This window comes from Flavobacterium hauense (assembly GCF_054457175.1).
In genome coordinates this window covers 167,042-191,696 of record NZ_JBTKVX010000004.1, presented here as the reverse complement: position 1 = coordinate 191,696, position 24,655 = coordinate 167,042, and the positions used below count along the sequence as shown (strand labels likewise).

The window sequence follows — 24,655 nt, the reverse complement described above, 5'->3', positions numbered from 1 at the left end:
TATAGTAAGCTGTTAAAATTCCTCGGTCACTTCAAAGCTAATTTTTTCTTTTGTTACCGGGTGTACAAATTCCAGAAAGGCAGCATGCAGGTGCAGTCTTTTATCGGCTGTACCATAGAGGTCGTCACCAACGATAGGAGCATTGAGTCCGAGTTCGTGAGCGGCATGCATACGTAGTTGATGGGTACGCCCCGTCAGCGGCCAGAAATGTACTTTAGTTGTGGTTTCGTTACGTTGAACCACTTTCCATTTTGTGGCTGCTTTTTTTCCGAATTCTAAACATACCATTTGCCTCGGCCTATCGTCAAGGTCGCCTCTAAGCGGAAGTCGTATTTCGCCTTCTTCTGTTTCAATTACTTTTGAGAGCAGTGCTGAATAGCGTTTGGTTACAGTACGTTTTATGAACTGGCTCTGTATGTCTTTATGGGCATCCTTGGTCTTGGCTACAACCAAAAGTCCGGAGGTAGACATGTCAAGGCGGTGAATAATCAATGGCTCGATAGTATGAAACATTGCCTGAAGGCGTGTATATACCGAATCCTGAATCTGGATGCCGGGAACCGAAAGCAATTCGGCAGGTTTGTTCACTACTACAAAGCTGTCGTCTTCATAAACGATCTCAAGTTTTTTGCCTTCTCCTTGATTGATGAGCAGCGGGTTGTCATCCAAGGCAATGCCTTCAAGCATGTGCTTTAATATAGGTTTGCACTTTCCGTTACAGGCGGGGTAGAACTGCTTGTGCTGACGTATTTCCGATTTTGGGGCCGCTCCCCACCAAAATTCGGCCATGGCAAGGGGTGTGTAGCCATTCAGGAAAGCATATTGTAAAAGCTTTGGCGTGGCACATTCTCCTGCGCCCGCAGGTGGTTTGCCAAACACAGTATCGCTAAAAATAGATTGCAAGCTTTTCTTTTCCTTGTTTTTGTTCAGGAAAGAATATTGTTCAAACAGCTGTAGCTGCAATATGCCCGACTTTTCTTTGCGCTCTGTTTTCAGGGCTTCGAGATTATTTTCGAATAGCGATACGGCAAGCTGTAACTCCTCAAGCTTTAGTTTCCATTTTTCTCTTAAGAGATTAAACTGGTGGTTGTCATAATGGCTATGCCTTATGAGGTAGGCTTCAAAACGCGCATATTCTTCTTCGCTTACAACGCCTTTACGTCTGTCGCGAAGCTTTTTTCGGTTGTCTTTGTTGATTTTAAGGTGTTTTTTGAACGCCGTTATTTCACGTATGGATTCAGCTGAAGAATGCTCAAGATCCTGCTTCAGACGGGTGAAATTTTCATCCGATTCTATTGCCTTCACTTTATCATTAATATCATTGAGAATGTATTGTTCCTTTAAAAAGAAACTATCTTCTATCAGCATGTCAAAAACCGGAGGCACAAACTTAGGATGATCGTTAGAATCGGCGAGCTTGCCTGAAAAAGCGGAAAGGTAACCCAGCCTGCCTTGATTGTCCTGTATGACGAGCACACCAAACATTTTCCCGATTATAAGTCCCTGTTGGTCTTTTACCAACCCAAAATTATGGTCAAGTTCCGTTTGCGATTCTAAATACTGCTGCAGTTCAGCGGCAGCGATCCGGGTTAATGGATGCGGCTCATAAAAAAACGGGAAAGTAAAACGCTCAGGAAGGGCTATTCCTTTTATGGAGTCTTCTGCGAAGTAAGTTATTCTTTCAGAGGTGATAGTGCTCAATTTTGCTGTCTCATTTAGACTGCGAAATTAAAGTATCCGCTGCATTAATTCAAATGGCTTTAATCATTTAACAGCCTCCTTATTTGTCATTGCCTTATTTTATATTATTTTGGTGGCCGATACACGAATGATATACTATGGATGGCGAAAAATTTATTTTCTGTCTTGAAGCTGTGGATGATGTTGAAAAGACCAGGGCTACAGAGGTGGTGGCTTTTCTGGAAAAGCTTGTTTTTGAACAGGGTATAGGAAGCATTTACAAAACCTGCGATACCATTGAAGGACTTGAAGAAAGCCTGAATGCGTTAATTTATGATGATCATAATTTCAAGAATTATGAGATTATCTATCTGGTTATGCCGGGTGAGGAGAATTCGATTCGCCTTAACGGATATTATTACAGCATGGAAGAGATCGCAGAGCTTTTTGAAGGCAAGCTAAAAGGGAAGATACTTCATTTTGCCAATGAGAAAGCACTTGACCTTACTTCTGAGGAGGCGCAGTACTTTCTTGATATTACCAATGCTAAAGCCATATCCGGTTACGGTCACGCTTATGGAAAGCAAAGCAGCAGTGGCCTTGACAGAGCTTTCTTTAGCTTGTTTGATGATAGCGATGATGTAATTGATATTGTAGAAGAACTGCATATGAAATATTTCGCTTTGTGCAAGCTGCTTGACTTCAGGCTTTACTATTAAAAAAAAATATTTTTATTTTTTTTCAAAACGTTGTCCAATTTTGAAAGTTGGGTTGTCATTAGGGTATAACAATTAAAAATTTATACAAAATGGAAACCAGAATCAACATTCATGAAAAAGGACAGGGCGCATTAAAAGCATTATTTGGTATAGGTACCTACCTTAAAAAATCTACGTTGCCGCAAGAACTTGTTGAACTTATTCTTTTCAGGGTATCACAAATCAATAAATGTGCTTACTGCCTTGATATGCATTATAAAGACGCACGTTCTAAAGGTGAGACCGAACAGCGCCTTTATGGCATGAGCGCATGGGAAGAGTCTCCTTACTACAGCGAACGTGAAAGAGCCGCCTTCGCATGGGCTGAAGCAGTTACCGCTGCTATTATAATTCCGGAAAGCTTACATGCTGAAATAAGAAAGCATTTTACCGATGAGGAAGTTATCGATCTTACACTTACTATTACCACTATCAATACCTGGAACAGGATTAACCATGCCTTTGCCAACGAACCCGGAACTTACAGAGTGGGTGCCTTCGGGTAAATAAAATCATTAACTTTAAAAAAAATAAATATCATGAACGAGTTCTTATTAATATTTCGTCGCGATTTTACCAATAAAGAAGTGCAGCCATCTCCGGAAGAAATGCAGCAGCATCTTAAAAAATGGCAGGATTGGTTGGGGAGTATTGCCGCTCAGGATAAGCTCGCAAGGCCGTTGCAAAAGTGGGATGGTGAAGGTAAAGTAGTCAGGGCGAACCTTAATGTGGTAAATGGCCCTTATGTAGAAATTAAAGAAGCTATCGGGGGCATGATCCTTATAAAGGTTGCCGACTATGATGAGGCTGTTTCAATTGCTCATGGCTGCCCTGTGTTAGAATATGGTGGGAATGTAGAGATACGCAAAGCTGTTACACCCGAAGGAAATTAATTAATATATCTGGGCTGTCTCAAAAGTGTCATTCTAAAAATGCCGTAAACCACTTTTGAGGCAGTTCCTATTTTTTTATGGAAAATGATCAGCTGTTACCGGGATTGTTCAGGGCAGAATACCAAAAGATGGTTTCTGTGCTGTGTTATTTATTCGGTATCAGGCATATTGAGATTGCCGAAGATATTGTAAGCGATACTTTTTTGTCTGCAACAGAATCCTGGAGTATGCATGGCGTGCCCGAGAATCCGACGGCATGGTTGTATACGGTAGCTAAAAATAAAACTAAAAATTACCTGAAGCGCAATTCTGTATTTGAAGAAAAAATTACTCCCCAATTAAAAAATGCCAGTCCTGAATCAGGTGAACCTGAAATAGATCTTTCGCAAAAGAACATTACCGATAGCCAGCTGGCAATGATATTTGCAGTTTGTAATCCTGTCATCTCAGAAGAATCACAGATTGCGTTGGCGCTTAACCTGCTATGCGGTTTTGGAGTCCAGGAGATTTCTGATGCCTTTATCACCAACAGGGAAGTGATTTATAAAAGAATTAAAAGGGCAAAAGAAAAGCTGAAGGAAGCTAATATAAAGATAGAGCAGCCTTCCCTTACCGATGTTGCAACAAGGCTTGAAACTGTTTTGGCTACACTATATCTCCTTTTTTCGGAAGGTTATTATTCCAGTTCACAAAACAACACTTTGCGCAGAGAATTTTGTGCTGAAGCGATGCGACTAACATTTATGCTGATTGAAAATGAAACCACTAATCACCCTTCGGTAAATGCGCTAATGGCTCTGATGTGCTTTCATACATCAAGATTTGATGCTCGAATGAATGATAAAGGAGAAATGATATTGTATGAGGATCAGGACGAATCATTGTGGAATAGTGAACTGATAGCCAGAGGCACCTATTTTCTTAATGAAGCCACAACAGGAAAGGTATTGTCCAAATATCATCTTGAAGCTTACATTGCGTGGTGGCATACCCAAAAAGAAGATACACAGGAAAAATGGGAAAATATCCTGAGCCTTTATAACCAACTATTGATATTAGAATATTCCCCAATTGCAGCACTCAACCGTACGTATGCGTTGGCAAAGACTAATGGAAAAGAACAGGCAATTATAGAGGCCGAAAAACTGAAGCTGACCCATTACCATTTCTATTATTCCCTGCTTGGGAATCTCTATACCGATATTGATAATGCTAAAGCTTTAAAACATCATGAGGCGGCTCTTGATCTGGCTGTTTCCGAAACCGATAAGCAGCTGATCAGTAAAAATATTGAAAAACTGAAGCTGCCTGACAACTAATTATTCCGCTAAAAAGCGATATTTCGCTTATTTGATGGTTGTTGTTTTCTATAGAATACCTGTAATGCAAGATGTATTTGGTTTGGCATGTGTTTAGATTGACACAGTATATCTTCAAATCTATACACTATGAAAACAACTTATTATGGTCATTCCTGTTTTGCTGTTGAAGTCAATGGCAAACATCTTCTTTTTGATCCTTTTATCACACCCAATGAATTGGCTGCATCCATAAACGTTGATGAGGTAAAGGCTGATTATATTTTTGTATCCCATGGGCATTTTGATCATATTACCGATGTGGTACGGATTGCAGAGCGTACCGGTGCAAAAGTACTTGGTAATTGGGAGCTTTATAACTGGTTTAATAGCCAGGGGCTTAAAAATACACATCCTGTCAATCCGGGAGGTAAGTTTGATTTTGATTTTGGCAGGGTTAAATGTGTAATCGCTCAGCATTCGAGTAGCCTGCCCGACGGTAGTTATGGTGGCATCGCAAGTGGTTTTGTTATTACAGGAAAAGAAGGCTGTTTTTATTATAGCGGAGATACTGCACTCACGCTTGACATGAAACTGATAACAAAATGGGCAACACCTGATTTTGCTGTTTTTCCGATTGGTGACGGACTCACAATGGGGGTGGAGGAAGCTATTGAAGCAGCGAAGCTTATAAAAGTGTCAAAGGTAATGGGAGTGCATTATGATACGTTTGGTTTTATACAAATGGATCATCAAAAAGCGATTGACGATTTTGCTGAAGAAGGGATAACGCTTTATCTTCCTGAAATTGGATCGACAATAGCTATATAACAGAAAAACGCTCCTTAAAAGGAGCGTTTCAATTTATAATATATCAAGTGTTCTTTCAAGAGCCATGCCTCTAGAACCTTTGATCAGTAATGTCTTGTTTTTGGGTTTTATGCTTGCAAAACTTTCTTTAAAGCTGTCATAGCTGTCAAAGAAATGAAGATGAGGTTCAGATGAGCTGTTAGCGTAAAAATCTTTGCCTACGAAATACACTTCAATGCCTTCTTCATTTACAAGCGACTGCACAATTTTAGAATGCTCTTCAGGACTCTCTGCTCCGAGCTCAAACATATCGCCTAACACAGCTATTTTATAACTCCCTTCGGTGTCAAGCTGAAGAAAATTAGTGATGGCTGCCTGCATGCTGCTCGGGTTGGCATTATAAGCATCAAGAATGATCTTGTTCGAATTCTTTTCCAAAAGCTGTGAGCGGTTATTGGCGGGAATGTATCCTTCGATAGCTTCTTTGATCTTATTGTCGCTTACCTTAAAATGATGCCCTATAGTAATGGCAGCACTTATGTTGGTTGCGTTATAAATGCCAATAAGGTGAGATTTGATGTCTTCCCCGTTATATTTTATGGTAACCATAGGATTAGCCGCTACTGCTTCGATCCTTACATCACAATTGTAGTCATTAACAGCAAAAGTGTAATGCGACATGTCCTTTGTTTTTTCACGCTGGATGCTGTCGTCAAGATTAACGAATGCTGTTTTTGTATGTGATTTCAGGTAATCGTATAGTTCGCTTTTGCCTTTAATTACCCCTTCATATCCTCCAAAACCTTCAAGGTGCGCTTTGCCAAAGTTAGTTATGTAACCAAAATTAGGTTCAGCTATTGTGCAGAGCATTGCGATTTCTTTTTGGTGATTGGCACCCATTTCTACAATACCAATTTCGGTGTCGTGTGTAAACGAAAGCAGGGTAAGGGGTACACCTATATGATTGTTGAGGTTGCCTATTGTGGCAGTGGTGTTGTATTTTTTAGAAAGAACTGTGTTTATAAGTTCTTTGGTTGTAGTCTTGCCGTTGCTTCCTGTTAATGCAATTACCGGTAGTCCCAGTTCGCGACGGTGATGGCGCGCAAGATCCTGTAATGCCAAAAGACTGTCGCTCACCAGGAGCATATTGTCTCCGGTCTTATATTCAGGGTTGTCAATCACTACATATTTGGCACCTTTCAGCAATGCTTCTGCAGCAAAGGTATTGGCATCAAAATTATCTCCCTTCAGGGCAAAGAATAAAGAGTCAGCTGCTATTTTTCGTGTATCGGTTGCAATGCCGCTGCATTGAAGGAAATAGCTGTAAAGTTCTTTGGTTTCCATGGAAAGTGTATAAAAAAATAAAAGCCCTAAGATAGGGCTTTTATTGTGTTTGTATGAGTTGAAACTTTAATTAGTTTCTTGCTTTCTTTTTGTTTGTTTTAGGGCCAACTTTAGACATTGCACAACGGAAACCGATGTAGTCTGTAGCCATATCCTGAGGGAAATATCTTCTTTGAGCAGGATCTAGCCAGTAAGCTCTGTCTCTCCAAGATCCTCCTTTGTAAACACGTACGTTATCGTTTACAAGTGTAGTTCTTTTTGAAGATTTGTCATACTCTCTGATCATGTTTCCAAGACTGTCTTTAGCTACAAGGTGCTTAGGAGAGTCATACATTCTTTCAGCGTCGTTTTCAGTACCTTTTTCTTCGTCAGTACCGCTGAAGTCATAGTAACGTGTAGACTGTCTGTCACCATCCCTGAAGTTTCTGTTATCACTCTTGTTGTAGTTCTGTCTTAGGTAAGTGTCATCAGATGTGATTTGCTCCTGAGCGATTTGTCCAGGAAGGTTTCTGTACTGAATTTTACCGTTAGAAAGAGTATCATACTGGATGTTGTCTGTAGATACTATTTCAGCTCTACCGTCATCACCAATTTTGTTCTTCATATAAACGTTACCCCTGTAGTAGTTGAAGTCATTTGCTTCATCATCAACTATCGGACGGTAAACGTCAGCTACCCATTCTGCAACGTTACCAGACATATCATATAGTCCGAAGTCGTTTGGTGGATAAGATTTAGCCGGAGCCGTGATATCTGCGTTATCGTCAGACCATCCTGCAATTCCTCCGTAGTCACCTTTACCTTGTTTGAAGTTGGCAAGCTGATCACCTTTAGAAGTTCTTTTTCCGCTACGGGTGTAAGAACCTTTCCATGGGTATTTTTTATCTCCTCTGTAAAGGTTGTACTCGCGGTTACCTACAAGAGCAACAGCAGCATATTCCCACTCAGCTTCGGTTGGAAGCCTGTACTCAGGAAGGATGATGCCCGAAGTTCTTTGTGCATAAACGTTAGTAGCACCTTCTTTAGCTGCAAGTTTATTTCTTTGTCCTTTAAGAACGATCTCTTCGTTACCGCCGTAAGATTTTGTAGGGCTTTCAAGGTAAGCCTCAGTACTGAAAGTTGTTTCAGCAGTTACGTCAAGAACTTTAGCGTCTCTTTTAAGGTACCCTTCTCTTTCAAGTACAGATTCGTTCACACGGTCTGTTCTCCATTTAGAGAATTCTACTGCTTGTATCCAGTTAACACCTACAACCGGGAAGTTTGAATATGCCGGGTGTCTCAGGTAGTTGTTTGTCATTGTTTCATTGTAACCAAGGGCACTTCTCCATACAAGGGTGTCAGGTAGTGCACCTACGTAAATGTTCTTGTAGTTCTCTTCTGTTGGAGGGAAAACCCTCTTTAACCAGTCAAGGTACTCCATGTACATTACGTTAGTAACTTCGGTTTCATCCATAAAGAAAGACTGAACGTGCTGCTGTGTTGGAGTGTTGTTCCAATCGTGCATAACATCGTCCTGCACTTTACCCATAGTAAATGTTCCACCTTCAACTTCAACAAGCCCCGGAGCAGTTTCCTGCTTCTTGTACTTGGAGTTGTGTTGGAATCCACCTTTCTTGTCATTGATCTTCCAGCCTGTAGCCGTGGAATTACCATTTGACCCTTTTTTACTGCAGGCAGTAAAACCAAATGCCATCGCAAAAGCGAGAAGCAACTGTAAAGCCGTGATTTTGTTAACTTTCATCTTTCAGTAGGTAAATAAATTTCGTGGCGCAATATAATAATTAACCATTAAACCGCAACACGTTTTTAAAATTTTTACAAAAAATCTAAATTTATGTTAAATGTCTTATTCTATAACGCCTGTTTTGAAGTAATATTGCAATCGGATAACGGAAAAAATTTTACTCAGACTGTAATATATTGCGCTTCGTTGCGTTCTTTCAAAGATGAAAAACAAAATACTTCTTTTTACCCTTTTATATTCTCTTTTTTCTTTTGCGCAGCAAAGGGGTGAAATTATTTTGAACTGGACAGATGGGGTAAAGTCTTCCCTTGCAGGGAAGCCCCTTGTATTGCCTCAGTTTCAGCAGGAGTATTTTGATTATGATGCCGACCGTAACGTTATAAGGTTTGCTCATGCTTTTCCTGTATCGGGTCCGGTAGATCAAAAATCACTACAGATTTCTAATATTGTATATGAAAGCGTAACTGCTGATAAGTTTGGATCGCTTTCGGTAAAGGCCATCACGGCAGATATTAATTCAGGTATACATACTTCTAAAGCAAGAGGGGAGTTTTTTGCACGTATCTCCCTTTCTCCGATTATTAAGGAGGGTAGTGGGTATAAGAGAGTCAAGTCCTTTACATATAGTTATGCTTTGGGTGGTCCGCAACTGCAAAGTTTTGGTGTGACCGATTTTGATGTTATATCCAATTCTGTTCTTGCATCTGGCAGTTGGTTCCGTTTTTATGTCACTAAATCGGGTGTGTATAAGGTGTCGCGCAGTTTTTTGCAGCAGCTTGGCCTTGACGTGAATGTTGATCCCCGAAATATAAAAATATATGGAAATGGTGGCAGGATGCTGCCGCTTGGAAATAGTGTGCTTTATCCCGCAGACCCCGAAGAGAATGCGATTGCCTTTATAGGTGAAGCAGATGGTAGGTTTGACAGTTCTGATTATATACTTTTTTATGCCGAGGGTGTTGATAACTGGAGTGAGGAAAACGGATCACATAATAACCTCTATGCTGACAGGTCATATTATTATGTTACTTCTCAGGGAGGCCCTGGAAAACGCATAACTGCTATGGGTCAGCCTACAGCTGCTGCTACAATGACTACAGGTATATTTGACGAATACCAGTATTATGAAAAAGACCTGGTTAATATAGCCCGATTGGGTAGGAAATGGCATGGGGATCCTTTTAATGTAAGCAATAAGCAGGAGTTTAAATTTACAGTGCCCGATATAGAACCTGTTCCTCTTACGGTAAAAGTTAGCGCAGCAGCTTCATCGCCTGTAGCTACATCCATGGCAATAGCGGCAAATGGGCAAACTCTAGGAGTTTTGAGCCTTGATATGCTTGATAAATATGATAGTGCCGAAGAAGATACTAAGACATTTTTATTAACGCCGTCTGGGAATGATATTACTGTTGAGTTGACTTATAATAACAACGGAGCGCCGGGTTCTAATGCCTGGCTTGACTATATTGCGATACAGGCTAAAAGAAAATTGCAGGGTAACGGTAAGCAATTCAGGTTTCAGTATAATGATGCCGCAACCAATAATGGTGTTTTACAATATAATGTTGGGAATGCTTCGGGTATAAGTCAAGTGTGGGATATTACCGATATTTATAATGTAGGGGAAATTACGAATCAAGGGCTTCAGTCGCAAATGTCCTTCAAGGCATTGTTAGGTGAAACGAGGAAGTATATTACGGTTGTTCCTGCTGACTATTATTCGCCATTGCGTGATAATCAGAACCGTGTCGTTAATCAGAATATTAAAGGAACTATTTTTAACGGTGCCGGTGGGCAGTTTCAGGATATAGACTACCTTATTGTTACGCCTGCCAGGCTTAACTCTTCTGCCGAAAATTTGGCAAACCTCCATCGCAAAGAAGGTATGAATGTAAAGGTTGTAAATCTTGAAAATATTTATATTGAATTCTCATCGGGTAAGCAGGATATTGGAGCCATCCGAAACCTTATAAAATATATTTACAATAATGCATCATCCGCAGATAAGAAGATAAAATATGTTAATCTTTTTGGCGATGCATCGTTCGATTATAAGAACAGGGTTCCTAATAATACTAATGTTGTGCCAATAATGGAGGGGTATGCTCCTACAAACTTCAATAATTATAGTATTGTCAGCACATTTGTTTCGGATGATTTTTATGGGCTTATGGATTCTAATGAGGGAGTTATGCTGCCCGAATCAGATGAAGGGGTTGATGTAGCTGTTGGAAGAATGCTTGTTAATGATAAGAAGCAGGCAGATGAAATGGTGAATAAGGTTGCAGAGTATAAAAAATCTGAAGCTTATGGCAAGTGGCGCAATGAATTTATAGTGTTGGCGGATGATCTTGATGGAGAGGGGTCTATGTTTTTTGTTGATACTTTAGATGATATGACTAAAGCATTGATTGCTAACAGGCCTTTCGTAAATGTAAGAAAGGTGTATTCTGACGCTTATGTGCAGGAAGCTTCGGCGGGGGGGCAGCGCTACCCACAGGCGAAGGAAGAGTTTATCAGGGCAATTAATTATGGTGCTCTCGTTGTTAATTATTTGGGGCATGGGGGTGAAGATGGAATGGCATCAGAACGCCTTTATGAAAAAACTGATGCCGACAACCTGACAAATAAATATAAATATCCGCTCTTTATAACAGCAAGTTGTGAGATTACAAAATTTGACAATCCATACAGGCCAACAGTGGGCGAATTTACGTATTGGAATCCTGCGGGAGGGGCTATTGGCCTGATGAGTACTACGAGGGCTTTGTATATTTCTGATGCCAATGCCTTTACTCCAAAAATAATTAAGGAGCTTTATGCTTATGGACAGACTGAATTCCCGTCAATAGCAGAAGCGCTGCGCAAGACTAAAGTTGCATGGCCAAGCAATAATATCAGGATGATATGTTATATTGGAGATCCGGCATTGAAACTGGCAATACCTAAGCCTGAAATAGTGATCACGGAAGTTAATGATGTGCCGGTGGCTAATTTTACAGGAGCCATGAATTCGCTTGGCTATGTAAAGCTTGAAGGTAAGGTTGTGAATGGTACTGCTACGGCAACCAATTATAATGGAGAGCTCGAAGTAACAATATTTGATAAGAATATTAATCGCCAGACTTTAGATAATGACGGGATGGGTAAAGTAACTCAGTTTGCAACTCTTGGCGAAACTATTTTCAGAGGTAATGCCTCGGTAACCAATGGTGTGTTTGAGTTTGGCTTTGTCGTGCCGCGCGATATAAAAATCCCTGTAGCTGAAGGACGTATAAGTTTGTATGCTTCCAGGACAAACCAGACTGATGACAGACAGGGTTATGAGACAACGGTGAAAATAGGAGGGGTAAATACGAATGCCGAAGAAGATACTACGGGGCCAAAGGTGAGATTGTACATGAATGATGAATCATTCGTTTCGGGCGGTATTACGAATGCTTCGCCAATTTTCCTTGCGTTCCTGGAAGATGAGCACGGTATCAATACGGCAAGTGGTATCGGGCACGATATTATAGGAATACTTGACGGAGATGAGAATAATCCGTTTGTGATGAACGATTATTATGAAACAGAAAAAGATAATTATAAAAAAGGTTCGTTGCAATTTCCTTTCAGTAATCTTGCAAAAGGATTGCATACGCTAACATTTAAAGCGTGGGATGTTTATAATAACCTGGTTACTGCCGAAATCCAGTTTGTGGTTGTGGGTGATGATGGACTTACTATTGATAAAGTGCTTAATTATCCCAATCCTTTTGTGAGCTATACCGAATTTTGGTTTACCCACAACAGGCCGTTTGAGCCGTTGGATGTGCAGGTGCAGATATTTACAGTAACCGGTAAAGTAGTTAAGACAATAAACCAGTCGGTGACGACTGACGGTTTCCTGTGCCGCGATATAAAATGGGATGGAAAAGATGATTTTGGTGACCGTATAGGTAAGGGTGTATATGTGTATAAGCTTACTGTAAAGTCCACCACGACTAATAAAACTGCAGAAAAGTACGAAAAACTTGTATTGCTGTAAAAAACGTTATATTTGTGACCTTTAAATTTTCAAAATAAAAATGAAAAAGATTGTATTGATTGCGCTGTGCCTTTTAGGGGTGCAAATTGCAAAAGCCCAAACCAAGACTGAAAATGTAATTACAACGGCCGTTCCGTTCCTGACAATAGCAGCCGATGCCCGCTCTGCAGGTATGGCAGACAATGGTGTGGCAACATCTTCGGATGTTTATTCACAGCAATGGAATCCTGCTAAGTATGCATTTGCATTAAAAGAGCACGGACTTTCCTTTAGCTATACTCCCTATCTTACAGATATCGCTAACGATATATCTTTAGGTCAGGTTACATATTATAATAAGTTTGACGACAGGATGGCTTTTGCAGGTAGTTTGCGTTATTTTGGTTTAGGAGATATTGAGCTTCGCCAAAATCCGGAAGATCCTGCAGTCGTTAGGTCTCCTAATGAGCTTGCGGTAGACCTTTCGTATGCGCTAAAACTTGATGAGCGATTCTCTATGGCTGTTGCCGGGCGTTTCATTAGTTCTAATTTAAAGATTCCTGAATCAGCAGGTGGCGGCGATGCAAGTGCTGCAACTTCTTTTGCTTTTGATTTGGCTGGTTTCTACCAGTCTGAAGAGATCGCCTTCTCTGATTTCAACGGACGCTTCAGAGCAGGTTTCAACTTGCAGAATATGGGGCCTAAGCTTAGCTATGATAATGATCCTGAGGGGAGCGCGAACTTCCTTCCGGCTACTATGAAGCTTGGTGGAGGTTTTGACTTCATATTTGATGAATATAATAAAGTAGGTGTTAATCTTGAGTTTGCCAAGCTGATGGTTCCTACACCGCAGGATCCGGATCTTAACGGAGACGGTACAATAACGGATGATGAGCGTGCTCAGAATAATGCTGATTATAACGATATTGGATGGGTGTCAGGTATGTTTAAATCATTCGGAGATGCTCCGGGCGGTTTCAGCGAAGAGCTTAAAGAGATTACTTACTCGGTGGGTGCTGAGTATTCATACCAGGATGCATTCCTGTTCCGTTTGGGATACTTTAATGAGAGCGAAATGAAAGGGGCACGTAAATTTTTCTCACTTGGTGCCGGTTTCAGGTATACGGTAGTAAAGATCGATGTGTCTTACCTGTTCTCTGCATCTCAGGTTAAGAACCCGTTAGAAAATACACTTCGTTTCTCACTTAGCTTCAACTTCGGAGACGACTATGATGAATATTAGTAGATAAAAATCACAAAAAAGGGGTTCTTCGGAATCCCTTTTTTTGGTTTAATAACAAATGCAGTTGTGCTCTCCTAAAAAATAAACAAAATACTTAGCTGATTTTTTTTTGTTATTAAAGGGAAGTAGTATTTTTGCCTTTCGCAAATTTGTGTGAGGAAACTGTTTGCGTTTACAGAAAACATTTTTTTAAAAATCACATCAGCAACAATAATTTAGCAAATGAAAGAAATAACAAAAGAGGTTTATCTGAAGTGGTATGAGGATATGCAGTTTTGGAGGAAATTTGAAGACAAACTGGCAGCTTTATACATTCAGCAAAAAGTTAGAGGTTTCCTTCACTTATATAACGGCCAGGAAGCAGTTCTAGCCGGAGCATTGCACGCAATGGACCTTGGTAAAGATAAAATGATCACTGCTTACCGTAACCACGTTCAGCCAATTGGCATGGGTGTTGATCCGAAAAAAGTAATGGCTGAGCTTTTAGGTAAAGCTACAGGTACTTCTCAGGGTCTTGGTGGGTCTATGCATATTTTTTCTAAAGAAAAAGGTTTTTATGGAGGCCACGGTATCGTTGGTGCACAGATACCTGTAGGTGCTGGTATGGCATTTGCCGATAAATATTTTAATACAGGTGGTGTTACCCTTACTTATTTTGGTGACGGTGCAGCACGCCAGGGATCACTTCACGAAGCATTTAACATGGCTATGCTATGGAAACTTCCTGTAGTATTCATCGTTGAGAACAACGGTTATGCAATGGGTACCTCTGTAGAGCGTACTGCTAACCACACAGATATATGGAAATTGGGTCTTGGTTATGAAATGCCATGTGGACCTGTTGACGGAATGAACCCCATCAAAGTTGCTGAGGCTATGCACGAAGCAATGGAGAGAGCAAGAAGAGGTGACGGGCCAACTTTCCTTGAAATGAAAACGTATCGCTACCGCGGACACTCGATGAGTGATGCACAGCACTACAGAACCAAAGAAGAGGTAGAGGAGTACAAAAAAATTGACCCTATTACCCAGGTTCTTGATATTATAAAAGAAAACAACTACGCTACTGAAACTGAGATCGCAGCAATCGACCAAAGGGTAAAAGACCTTGTGGAAGAATGTGAGAAATTTGCAGAAGAGTCTCCATATCCGGACTTAAGCGTTATGTATGACGTTGTTTACGACCAGAAAGATTATCCATTCCTACCTCATAAACTACAATAAACCATGGCAAAAATCATTACAATGCCGCGCCTTAGCGACACTATGACCGAAGGTACTGTGGCTACGTGGCTTAAGAAAGTAGGCGATGTTATTAAAGAAGGTGATATCCTTGCTGAAATAGAAACAGATAAAGCAACAATGGAATTTGAAGCTTTTGATGCCGGTACATTATTACATATTGGTATTAATGAAGGTGAAACTGCTTCGGTAGATTCAGTTTTGGCTATCATTGGTGAACCGGGTGAAGATATTTCTTCGCTGCTTAGCGGTAAAGCTGCACCTGCAGCTGAAGCTCCAAAAGAGGAAGCTAAGAAAGAAGAATCGACTGCACCTGCTGCTGAGGCTAAAGCACCTGCTGCATCGGCAGAATTACCTCAGGGCGTTATTGTTGTTACTATGCCACGTCTTAGTGATACAATGACCGAAGGTACTGTTGCAACATGGCTTAAAAAAGTAGGGGACACGATAAAAGAAGGTGATATCCTGGCTGAGATCGAGACTGATAAAGCGACGATGGAGTTTGAGTCATTCAACGCCGGTACACTTCTTAAGATAGGTATTCAGGAAGGTCAAACCGCTTCTGTAGACAGTATGCTTGCTATCATTGGCCCTGCCGGAACTGATGTTTCGGGTATCGATGGTGCTCCTGCTGCCGCTGCTAAAACTGAAGCCGCTCCTGCTGCTGAGAAAAAAGAAGAGGCTGCTGCTCCAAAAGCTGAAGTTGCTCCTGTGACTAACGACGGTGGAAGAGTATTTGCTTCTCCATTGGCACGTAAGATTGCAGAGGATAAAGGCGTTAACCTGAACCAGGTTAAAGGTTCGGGCGAAAATGGCCGTATCGTTAAGAAAGATATTGAAAATTATACACCGGCTGCTGCTCAGCCTGCTGCATCTGCAGCTCCTGCACAGTCAGCTGCTTCGGCTGCTCCTGCTTACACTCCTGTAGGTGAGGTTGCTACTGAAGAGGTGAAAAATAACCAAATGCGCAAAACTATCGCGCGTCGTCTTGCTGAGTCAAAATTCACTGCTCCGGAATACAGCTTAACTATTGAGCTGGATATGGACAATGCTATCGCAAGCCGTGGCGTGATCAATGCTGTACCTGATACTAAGATATCGTTCAACGATATGGTTATCAAGGCAAGTGCTATGGCGCTTCGCAAGCATCCACAGGTAAATACCCACTGGAAAGAAGATGTTACCGTATACAACAAGCACATCAGTATAGGTGTTGCTGTAGCGGTAGAAGATGGTCTTGTAGTGCCTGTGCTTAAGTTTGCTGACCACATGAGCCTTTCTCAGATAGGTACTGGTGTTAAGGATCTTGCGGGTAAAGCAAGAAGCAAAAAACTTACGCCTGCCGAAATGGACGGAAGTACGTTTACAGTGTCTAACTTAGGTATGTTTGGTATCCAGGAGTTTACATCGATCATCAACCAGCCTAACTCGGCTATCCTTTCAGTAGGAGCTATTGTTCAGAAGCCGGTTGTTAAAGATGGCCAAATCGTGGTAGGTAATACTATGACAGTTACCCTGACATGTGATCACCGTACTATTGATGGTGCTACAGGAGCACAGTTCCTGCAGACGCTTAGACAATTTATTGAAAATCCGGTTACTATGCTGGCGTAAGCCTCATAAGAATCGAAATTATACAGCCGCCCTGAAGTAAATTCCGGGCGGTTTTTATTTGTTGTAATATTGCACTTTGCGTCATCCAAAAGTGCCAAAAACGCCATTTTCGTGCGTAAAATTAAAAAAGGCAAAAGACTGAAAATTAAAAGTTTATAAAGTAATATTACGCTTTTGGTATTTTGAAAAAATGACCTTTTTTAAGCATCGCCAATTCGATTTTTACACACAAAACTCAACTGATATTTTTTTATTATTTTAGCTGAATACAAATCAACACATGAAAAAAATACTATACGTTTCCCTATTGTCTTTGGGATGCATTACGCTGGCGACAGCCCAAAAGAAAAAAACTGCTGCAAAACCCTACACGGTTGAAGAAAAATCGGTAGCGGCAACCCTTAAATTCCTGACTTCAGATGATTTGAAAGGACGTGAGCCCGGTACTCCCGAGATGGAAATGGCTGCACGCTACCTTGAAGATGTATTCGTGAAGAATGGTATCAAGCCTTATTTTGCAACCTACAGGGACACGCTAACTAATTTTACTCCCACTGCTTACAATATTGTTGGGGTTCTTGAAGGGACTGATCCCAAACTTAAGAATGAGTTCGTGGTTATTGGTGCGCATTATGATCATATAGGTCTGGCTAAGGTTGCCGAAAATGGCGATAATATTTATAATGGCGCCGATGATAATGCTACCGGAACCACTACGGTTGCTGAACTGGTTAATTATTATGGTAAAGCGAAGTCGAATAAACGAAGCATATTATTCTGCTTTTTCTCAGCAGAGGAAAAGGGATTACTTGGCTCTAAACATCTTGCGGCTAAACTAAAACAGCAAAATTTTGATATCTACACCATGCTTAATTTTGAGATGACGGGCGTTCCGCTGGGTGGTGACCTGCTTGCATTTATTACAGGGTATGGCAGAAGTAACATGGCTGACAAACTAAATGAATATGCGGGCAAGAGGATAATCGGTTCTAATGCTTTCGAGATGCAGTACCAACTATTCAGGCAATCGGATAATTATCCGTTTTTCCAGGAGTTCAACGTACCATCGCATACGCTTAGCACTACCGAAATGTCGACCTTTAAATTTTACCACCAGCTGGATGATGAGTTTGAGAACATGGACACTGCACACATGACAAGCTTTATCCAGACGATGATTCCTGTTGTTGAGAAAATGGTCAATGCACCAACTGATGAAATAGTACTTAAGAAATAATGAAGAATATAATAATAACCGGTACCAGCAGGGGCATAGGCTATGAGCTTGCCCTTCAGTTTGCCAATGCCGGACACAACGTGCTTGCAATATCAAGAAAGATTCCGCAGGCATTTATTGAGAACCAGAATATTTCGTGCCTTGGGCTTGATCTTGCATCAGGTGATGGGCTCGAAAAAGTAAAAGATTTTATTGAAAGCACCTGGCATAAGGTAGATGTTGTCATACACAATGCGGGCGCGCTTATGCTTAAGCCTTTTGGGCAGATAACTGCCGAGGAGTTTGAGTACATCTATAAAGTCAATGTATTTGGTGTGGCTGCGCTTAACAGGGTCGTGCTCCCATTTATGTCAAAAGGCAGCCATGTGGTAACCATAAGCAGTATGGGTGGGGTTCAGGGAACGATGAAGTTTGCCGGACTTTCGGCATATAGCTCAAGCAAAGGCGCTGTGATAACGCTAAGCGAATTGCTTGCCGAAGAATACCGCGAACAGGGAGTTGCCTTTAATGTGCTTGCCCTTGGAGCTGTGAATACCGAGATGCTTCAGGAAGCATTCCCTGGGTATGAGGCACCGCTTTCGCCAAAAGAAATGAGTGATTATATCTATAATTTTGCCCTGAACGGTAATACCTATTTTAACGGAAAGGTGCTTCAGGTGTCCAGCACTACGCCATAAAATTACGTGAAGCATATACTAGACCCTTATTTACCGGAACACGCCACAGATGCGGTCTTTGAACTGATAAAGACCTATGGTGTAAACCTTAAGATTGTTAATGAAAGGGTGACGCGTCATGGCGATTACAGGCGCGACCATAACGGCTTACATCAGATTACCGTAAATTCGAACCTTAATAAATATCGCTTCCTAATGACCCTTGTTCATGAGATTGCGCATTTGGCTGCTTTTGAAAAGTATGGCAGGAATATCAAGCCGCATGGTGATGAGTGGAAAATTACTTTTCAGAGGCTTATGGTTCCTTTTATAAGGCCTGAGATTTTTCCGCCGCAGTTGCTTCCATTGCTTGCAAGGCACTTCAGGAACCCAAAAGCAAGCAGTGATACTGATGCTACCCTGTCAATTGCGTTGAAGCAATTCGATGAAAGGTCGGAAAAGAGTTATATATTTGAACTTCCTTACGGAAGTAATTTCAGGATACACAACGGCAAAATTTTTAAAAAAGGTGCCCAAAGGATAAAACGATTTGAGTGTCTGGAGATAAGTACGGGAAGGATTTATCTTTTTAATCCCAATGCTGAAGTGGAACTTTTGCCTTAGTGTGTTAAATGAAAACTAAACGGTTTTGATTTTCGCTTATTAAGTGGAATCTTTACTTAAGGAAATAAAACCTGGACAATGAACAAAAATTATTATGCGGTATTGATGGCGGGCGGTGTAGGCTCGCGATTCTGGCCGGTAAGCACAACGCAATTCCCGAAACAGTTTCATGATATGCTGGGAACGGGTGAAACTCTTATTCAAAAAACTTTCAGCAGGCTTACCAAACTTATTCCGCAAGAAAATATACTTGTGCTTACTAACGATATCTATAATGATATTGTACTCGAGCAGCTACCACAACTAAAGGCAGAGCAGATAGTGCTTGAACCTGCAATGCGCAATACCGCGCCGTGTATTTTGTATGCTACCCTCAAAATAAAAAAGATGAATCCGGATGCCTTGATGGTTGTGGCGCCAACAGATCACTGGATCGAGGACGAAGATGCTTTTATTGATAATCTGCAGAGTGCTTTTAACTGTGCGGGTAAAGAAGAGGTTTTAATGACGCTGGGCATTAAGCCTACCTTTCCAAATACCGGATATGGTTACATAGAATATGATACTGCTACTGACAGGCAGATAAAAAAAGTAGCCCAGTTTAGGGAAAAGCCTGATTATGCTACCGCAAAAACTTTTTTGGCGCAGGGGAACTTCCTTTGGAATGCCGGGATATTTATCTGGAGTGTGAAAGCAGTGATAAATGCTTTTCTTGAGTTTCAGCCAGATATGTATGAGATGTTCATGCAGGGGTATGAAAGTTATAACACAGTTGCAGAAAAGAGCTTTATAGAGGAAAATTATATAAAGAGCAGTAATATATCCATAGATTATGCAGTGATGGAAAAAGCATCCAATGTATATGTGCAACCTGCTGATTTTGACTGGAATGATCTTGGGACATGGGGTTCTTTGCATGATAAGCTTAATAAGGATGAGAATAATAATGCTGTGGTAAATGCCAATGTATTCCTTGAAAATGCGACAAATAATATAATCAGGACTGATAAAGGGAAAACAGTAATTGTTGATGGCCTTAATAATTATATTGTCGTAGATAAAGAGGATATACTTCTTATATATCCTAAAGAAAAAGAACAGGAAATTAAAAAAATCACTCAAATTGTTACTTCTGCTGCAAAAAAAGTAGAAGAGGAGTAAGAATTTATGTTAAAATTTGTAGGGTTATTTTGTTGTAAGCTGTTTATCAATATCTTTATTGCTACTTAAACAAAACAACCACATGACTAAAAAACTACTTAACTCCAGGGTGTTACTTATGGTAATATCCCTGATGTTCACCTTTACAGCCTATTCCCAGCTACCCGCATTCAATTTTACGGTAACTGCTACTGACCAAACATGCCTGAATAATGGCGTGCTTCACTTTACTGTATCGGGTATACAACCTGGAGCCGGTGTGACTTATGCGGTTTATCTGCTGCCAAATACTACATCGGCAGAAATCACAACCACAAATACGACTGTTCCGGGCCGGGCAGCCGGAAATTATACCATAATTGCTACTCAGTCGCTTAATGGACAAACCAGTACTAATACCCAGAACATTACCATACATGATCTGATAACTCCACTTACTTATGGGGTTGGCTTTTCTTCGGTGCGCTGCGGCAATGACGGTAGGATAACAGCAACCGTTACTTCCGGATACCCGAGTACCTACGAAATATTGACCGGGCCTGTGACAAGGGCTCCGCAGGCTTCAAATGTTTTTGCAGGCCTTCCGCCGGGACTATATTCTGTAAGGGTAACAGATACCTGTGGAGAAGCAGTGGTTAAAAGTATTACAGTTTTACAGGCTACTACGGGGCTTATCATAGGCGATATGGAGCTTTCATCAGGACAGTTGCCGGGATGTAACATTATTGGTGTGGGAAATCTTTTTTCGACTGTTGTGGGTGGTGAGATATTCTTTCCGCTTACAATTCAGTATACCGTTTTTCCTCCGGGAGGAGGAACACCCATCGTGACAACTTTGCCAAATTATATGGCAGATAGTTTTGCGGCAAATATTCCTTTTTATAATAACCAGCAGTATAGTTATACCCTTAGGGTTACTGACGCTTGCGGAAATGTTGTCACAAAAAATAATGTCATCAATGGAGGATTTTCTGTTGATGTTGCCGGCAGTGTTGAAAGTTGTGGTTTTAATGTCTTTACGATCACCCCTCATTATTTTATGTTGCCTTGTACGGTTGTTTTTAATTCATTTCCGGCGGGTTTTAATCCAGGCGCACTTAATATATTTCATCCCACATTTATAGAAGATCCTTTTAAATATGGTGGTAATGGGGCGTATGCTCCTGAAGGCAATTATACAGTCACGGTTACTGACAATTGCGGAAGGACTTCCACGGTGAATTTTGAACTTGTTGATCCGCCACCTCCACCACCAATAGTGGCAGTACAGGAAGTTTTTTGTGGCAGTGACGGAACCATATCGATTAAACTGAATGGTGTCAAGATAGTATCGGTCACATTGACCGGTGCGCCGGCGGCTTATGGTCCTACACCGGTAGATGTAAGTGATGGTATTAATTCAGATGGTGAATTTGCAATGATAGATATACCTGCCGGGACTTATATATTTGTTGTTGTAGATGAGTGTGGCAATAGCCATGATGTAAGTGCATTAGTAGGGGCAGGAAACGCAAATTCTGATCTGAGTGTTCAGCAGCGTCCGGGTTGTGTTGCCGGATATGGGACTGTAAAGATCACTCACCCGGCAAAGATCGTGAATTTGATTATCACGGCAGCACCTACAGCATTTACTGAGACACTGCCATTTACTGCGAATTCTAACATTGCTACAGATGGAGCTTTTTATATGAACTCGTTGCCGGCAGGTAGCTACACTGTAAGAGCAACAACTTTTTGCGGTACCATAATCACTAAAAACATAATAGTGTTGGGTTATACTGAATTGGTAAATAACCTGACAGTCACACCTCATTGTGGTTCTTTTGATATTAAGGTCGAGCACGCGAGTAACGGGAATTATGTTGCAGGGCTTTACCTGCAAAGATTCGATCCGATTTCAGGGACATGGGGGCATCCTCAAACCGGAATGGCTTATGTAGAAGGAGGACAGGCTAATGCCCTTAACTCTATAGGGCTTACAAATAATGTGACGTCACTTACTCTTGCTTATACCGGTGATTTCAGAGTGCTTAAAACGTTTTTTGTTTTTGATAACGGAACCATTTTGAATATAAGATGTGTAGAAGTGCTTCATACATTCAGTTTTGGCGATGGCCCAAGGATAATAGATGCTTTTAGTTTTCCTTGTGTAGCAGGATTGAACGAAGTTGCTGTAATTGCCGAAGGTGTTCCGCCTTTAAGCTATAGCATCACTACCAAAGAAGGCTTGCCATTTGCTTTAAATAACGGGCAATCTAATCTGTTTTCCGGATTAGAAAGTGCTACATATAATTTCAGGGTGACCGATGTTTGCGGTAATATAAGAAATATCGTTTTGGATATTGACGCTTTAGATCCTGTAGGGATAAAAGCCGAAGGTTTTTGTGAAGGACAAGATAGCAGGCTGTTTGTACAGGAATTCTCTTTCCTGCAATATAAATGGTATAAGCAAGGCGCGCCGGGAACGGTTCTGAGTACTACAGGAACGTTGAACTTTCCCGACTATGACTCAGCGACAGATGCAGGTATTTATCATGTAAGCATTACCTCAAACAACCCTCTTTCGTGTATGAACCAGGAACTGAACTTTCCGTTGCTGATTAATGCACTGCCTGATGCGGGCGATGATATTACGGCTCAGCTTTGTAACAATGGGGAATCAATTAACCTTAGGGAATTTCTGGCTGATGATATTATAGCTACAGGTGCATGGGAAGATACTGATGCTACAGGATTGCTTACTAACAGTACTCTTTCGGTAGCCACTCTTCCTGAAGGGATCTATCATTTTAAATATACAGTCGCAGGTTTGTGTAACCTGAGTGATGAGTCTATGCTAACCCTTGAAGTTAAAGATATTCCGCAGCTACCGGTTATCAGCAGCGATTCGCCTCATTGCGAAGGCAGCGATATCCAGTTTTCAGCCACTACGGTACCAGGTGCAGTTTATCAATGGTCCGGGCCAAACGGTTTTGTTTCTACAGAACAATCTCCTCTACTATCGGGTGTTTCGGTTAATGCTGCAGGAACGTATGCGCTAACTGTAATAGTCAACGGATGTTCTTCCTCTTCGGCTCAGTTGGCCGTTGCAGTAAATGCAGCGCCAAAGGCGGGAGATGATACCAATGTACCATTGTGTAACGAGGGCAATACTATTGATCTGGAAGATTATTTATCTGGGGTATTTGATGCCGGAGGAATATGGGAAGATGTAAATGCTGCCGGAGGATTTTCAGGAAGTACATTGAATACCGCAGGTATTGCTCAGGGAACCTACCAGTTCAGGTATACGGTTGAAAATATTTGTAATGTGACAGATGAGGCTGTAATTTCAGTCCAGTTAAAAGATATACCTCAGGCACCGGTCTTAAACCCTGTATTGCCTGTGTGTGAAGGGACAGATGTTCAGCTTTCGGCAGAAACGATCGCTAATGCTGCTTACCAATGGACGGGTCCATCAGGGTTTGTTTCTAACCTGCAAAACCCACTTATTTCCGGAACTACGCCGCTGTTAAGCGGAGATTATGCAGTAACAGTAACTGTAAACGATTGTATATCTGCTACTGCGGTTGTTCCTGTTACAGTGAATGCATTCCCGCAGTTTGAAGTAGAAGGCAATACGGTGCTTTGCGAAGGTCAAACAACATCGCTTAAAGTAATTCTCGGAAATTTCGCTTCGGCAACTTATAAATGGTACTTTGATGGAAATGTTATTGCCGGTGAAACTTCGGCTGATCTGTCAATATCGCAGATTGGTAATTATGAAGTAGAAGTCGATAATAATTCTTGTGTAACAAGCCGTGAGATTGCAGTTTCTCTTAATGAGAATCCGTTTGAGGTAGAATTGGAATCGGGATGCAGAAATTATGATTATATGTTATGGGTTGCCAATATCTCAGAAATAGCAGGGGCAACAGTTACGTGGACCGGTCCGGGTAATTTTAATTTTACAGGCCCTGAAGCGAATATTACAAACCTTGCCGAAGGTGAATATACAGCGACTATAACCAATGATGAAGGCTGTGCTGCGGTAGCTTCGATAACCGTTGATAATACATCATGTATCATACCTAAGGGAGTTTCTCCGAATGGTGACGGTTATAATGACAGTTTTGACCTTTCCAATCTCGATGTTATCGAACTAAAGATATTCAACAGGTATGGGCTGAAAGTATATGAGGCCCAAAACTACCTTAAAGAGTGGCATGGACAGTCTGATAAAGGCACATTGCCAACAGGTACTTATTATTATGTGATAACACTTTCTGCAGGAAAACAGGCCAGTGGCTGGGTATACCTACAGAGAGAAGAGTAAAAATACTACAAAAATTTAACTGTT

At 41.2% G+C, this 24,655-nt stretch carries 17 protein-coding genes; 14 read left to right on the top strand and 3 right to left on the bottom strand.

Annotation, left to right across the window (positions count from 1 at the left end):
* Positions 1-12 precede the first annotated feature (12 nt).
* Positions 13-1,701 (bottom strand): RluA family pseudouridine synthase, encoded by a 1,689-nt coding sequence (locus ACX0HA_RS04160; RefSeq protein ID WP_458844006.1) that lies wholly within the window; start codon positions 1,699-1,701, stop codon positions 13-15.
* 137 nt (positions 1,702-1,838) lie between these two features.
* On the opposite strand from ACX0HA_RS04160, the gene ACX0HA_RS04155 reads away from it, so the two are divergent.
* The 5 genes from ACX0HA_RS04155 (at position 1,839) to ACX0HA_RS04135 (ending at position 5,460) form a co-directional block, all read left to right on the top strand.
* Positions 1,839-2,399: a DUF6642 family protein gene (locus ACX0HA_RS04155; RefSeq protein ID WP_458844005.1), complete on the top strand. Its 561-nt coding sequence runs from the start codon at positions 1,839-1,841 to the stop codon at positions 2,397-2,399.
* Positions 2,400-2,488: 89 nt separating this feature from the next.
* Positions 2,489-2,944, top strand: coding sequence for a carboxymuconolactone decarboxylase family protein (locus ACX0HA_RS04150; protein ID WP_458844004.1), 456 nt, complete (start codon positions 2,489-2,491; stop codon positions 2,942-2,944).
* A 33-nt stretch (positions 2,945-2,977) separates the two neighbouring features.
* Complete coding sequence (locus tag ACX0HA_RS04145) at positions 2,978-3,331, top strand: YciI family protein (RefSeq protein ID WP_458844003.1); 354 nt, start codon at positions 2,978-2,980, stop codon at positions 3,329-3,331.
* Positions 3,332-3,408: 77 nt separating this feature from the next.
* The gene (locus tag ACX0HA_RS04140) at positions 3,409-4,650 is read left to right on the top strand and encodes an RNA polymerase sigma factor (protein WP_458844002.1); all 1,242 of its coding nucleotides are present in this window, start codon (positions 3,409-3,411) and stop codon (positions 4,648-4,650) included.
* A 129-nt stretch (positions 4,651-4,779) separates the two neighbouring features.
* Entirely contained in the window at positions 4,780-5,460 is a 681-nt protein-coding gene (locus ACX0HA_RS04135; protein ID WP_458844001.1) for a metal-dependent hydrolase, read from the top strand.
* Positions 5,461-5,493: 33 nt separating this feature from the next.
* Here the strand turns inward: ACX0HA_RS04135 and ACX0HA_RS04130 are convergent, their stop codons facing one another.
* Positions 5,494-6,783 (bottom strand): UDP-N-acetylmuramoyl-tripeptide--D-alanyl-D-alanine ligase, encoded by a 1,290-nt coding sequence (locus tag ACX0HA_RS04130; RefSeq protein WP_458844000.1) that lies wholly within the window; start codon positions 6,781-6,783, stop codon positions 5,494-5,496.
* A gap of 70 nt (positions 6,784-6,853) precedes the next feature.
* Positions 6,854-8,524, bottom strand: coding sequence for a gliding motility lipoprotein GldJ (gldJ, locus tag ACX0HA_RS04125; RefSeq protein WP_458843999.1), 1,671 nt, complete (start codon positions 8,522-8,524; stop codon positions 6,854-6,856).
* A 205-nt stretch (positions 8,525-8,729) separates the two neighbouring features.
* On the opposite strand from gldJ, the gene porU reads away from it, so the two are divergent.
* From porU to ACX0HA_RS04080, 9 genes are all read left to right on the top strand, one after another.
* Entirely contained in the window at positions 8,730-12,560 is a 3,831-nt protein-coding gene (gene porU, locus ACX0HA_RS04120) for a type IX secretion system sortase PorU (protein WP_458843998.1), read from the top strand.
* Between the two features lie 40 nt (positions 12,561-12,600).
* The gene (porV, locus tag ACX0HA_RS04115) at positions 12,601-13,782 is read left to right on the top strand and encodes a type IX secretion system outer membrane channel protein PorV (protein ID WP_458843997.1); all 1,182 of its coding nucleotides are present in this window, start codon (positions 12,601-12,603) and stop codon (positions 13,780-13,782) included.
* Positions 13,783-14,004: 222 nt separating this feature from the next.
* On the top strand, positions 14,005-15,006 hold the full coding sequence (gene pdhA, locus ACX0HA_RS04110) for a pyruvate dehydrogenase (acetyl-transferring) E1 component subunit alpha (protein ID WP_458843996.1): 1,002 nt from the start codon (positions 14,005-14,007) through the stop codon (positions 15,004-15,006).
* 3 nt (positions 15,007-15,009) lie between these two features.
* A complete protein-coding gene (locus tag ACX0HA_RS04105) occupies positions 15,010-16,638 on the top strand; it encodes a 2-oxo acid dehydrogenase subunit E2 (RefSeq protein ID WP_458843995.1) in 1,629 nt (542 codons plus the stop codon).
* A 280-nt stretch (positions 16,639-16,918) separates the two neighbouring features.
* Entirely contained in the window at positions 16,919-17,875 is a 957-nt protein-coding gene (locus ACX0HA_RS04100) for a M20/M25/M40 family metallo-hydrolase (protein WP_458843994.1), read from the top strand.
* Positions 17,875-18,552: an SDR family NAD(P)-dependent oxidoreductase gene (locus ACX0HA_RS04095; RefSeq protein ID WP_458843993.1), complete on the top strand. Its 678-nt coding sequence runs from the start codon at positions 17,875-17,877 to the stop codon at positions 18,550-18,552. Before ACX0HA_RS04100 ends, ACX0HA_RS04095 begins: the two co-directional genes overlap by 1 nt.
* A 6-nt stretch (positions 18,553-18,558) precedes the next feature.
* The gene (locus ACX0HA_RS04090; RefSeq protein ID WP_458843992.1) at positions 18,559-19,155 is read left to right on the top strand and encodes a SprT-like domain-containing protein; all 597 of its coding nucleotides are present in this window, start codon (positions 18,559-18,561) and stop codon (positions 19,153-19,155) included.
* A gap of 78 nt (positions 19,156-19,233) precedes the next feature.
* A complete protein-coding gene (locus ACX0HA_RS04085; RefSeq protein WP_458843991.1) occupies positions 19,234-20,316 on the top strand; it encodes a mannose-1-phosphate guanylyltransferase in 1,083 nt (360 codons plus the stop codon).
* A gap of 82 nt (positions 20,317-20,398) precedes the next feature.
* On the top strand, positions 20,399-24,631 hold the full coding sequence (locus ACX0HA_RS04080; protein ID WP_458843990.1) for a T9SS type B sorting domain-containing protein: 4,233 nt from the start codon (positions 20,399-20,401) through the stop codon (positions 24,629-24,631).
* Positions 24,632-24,655: the final 24 nt, after the last annotated feature.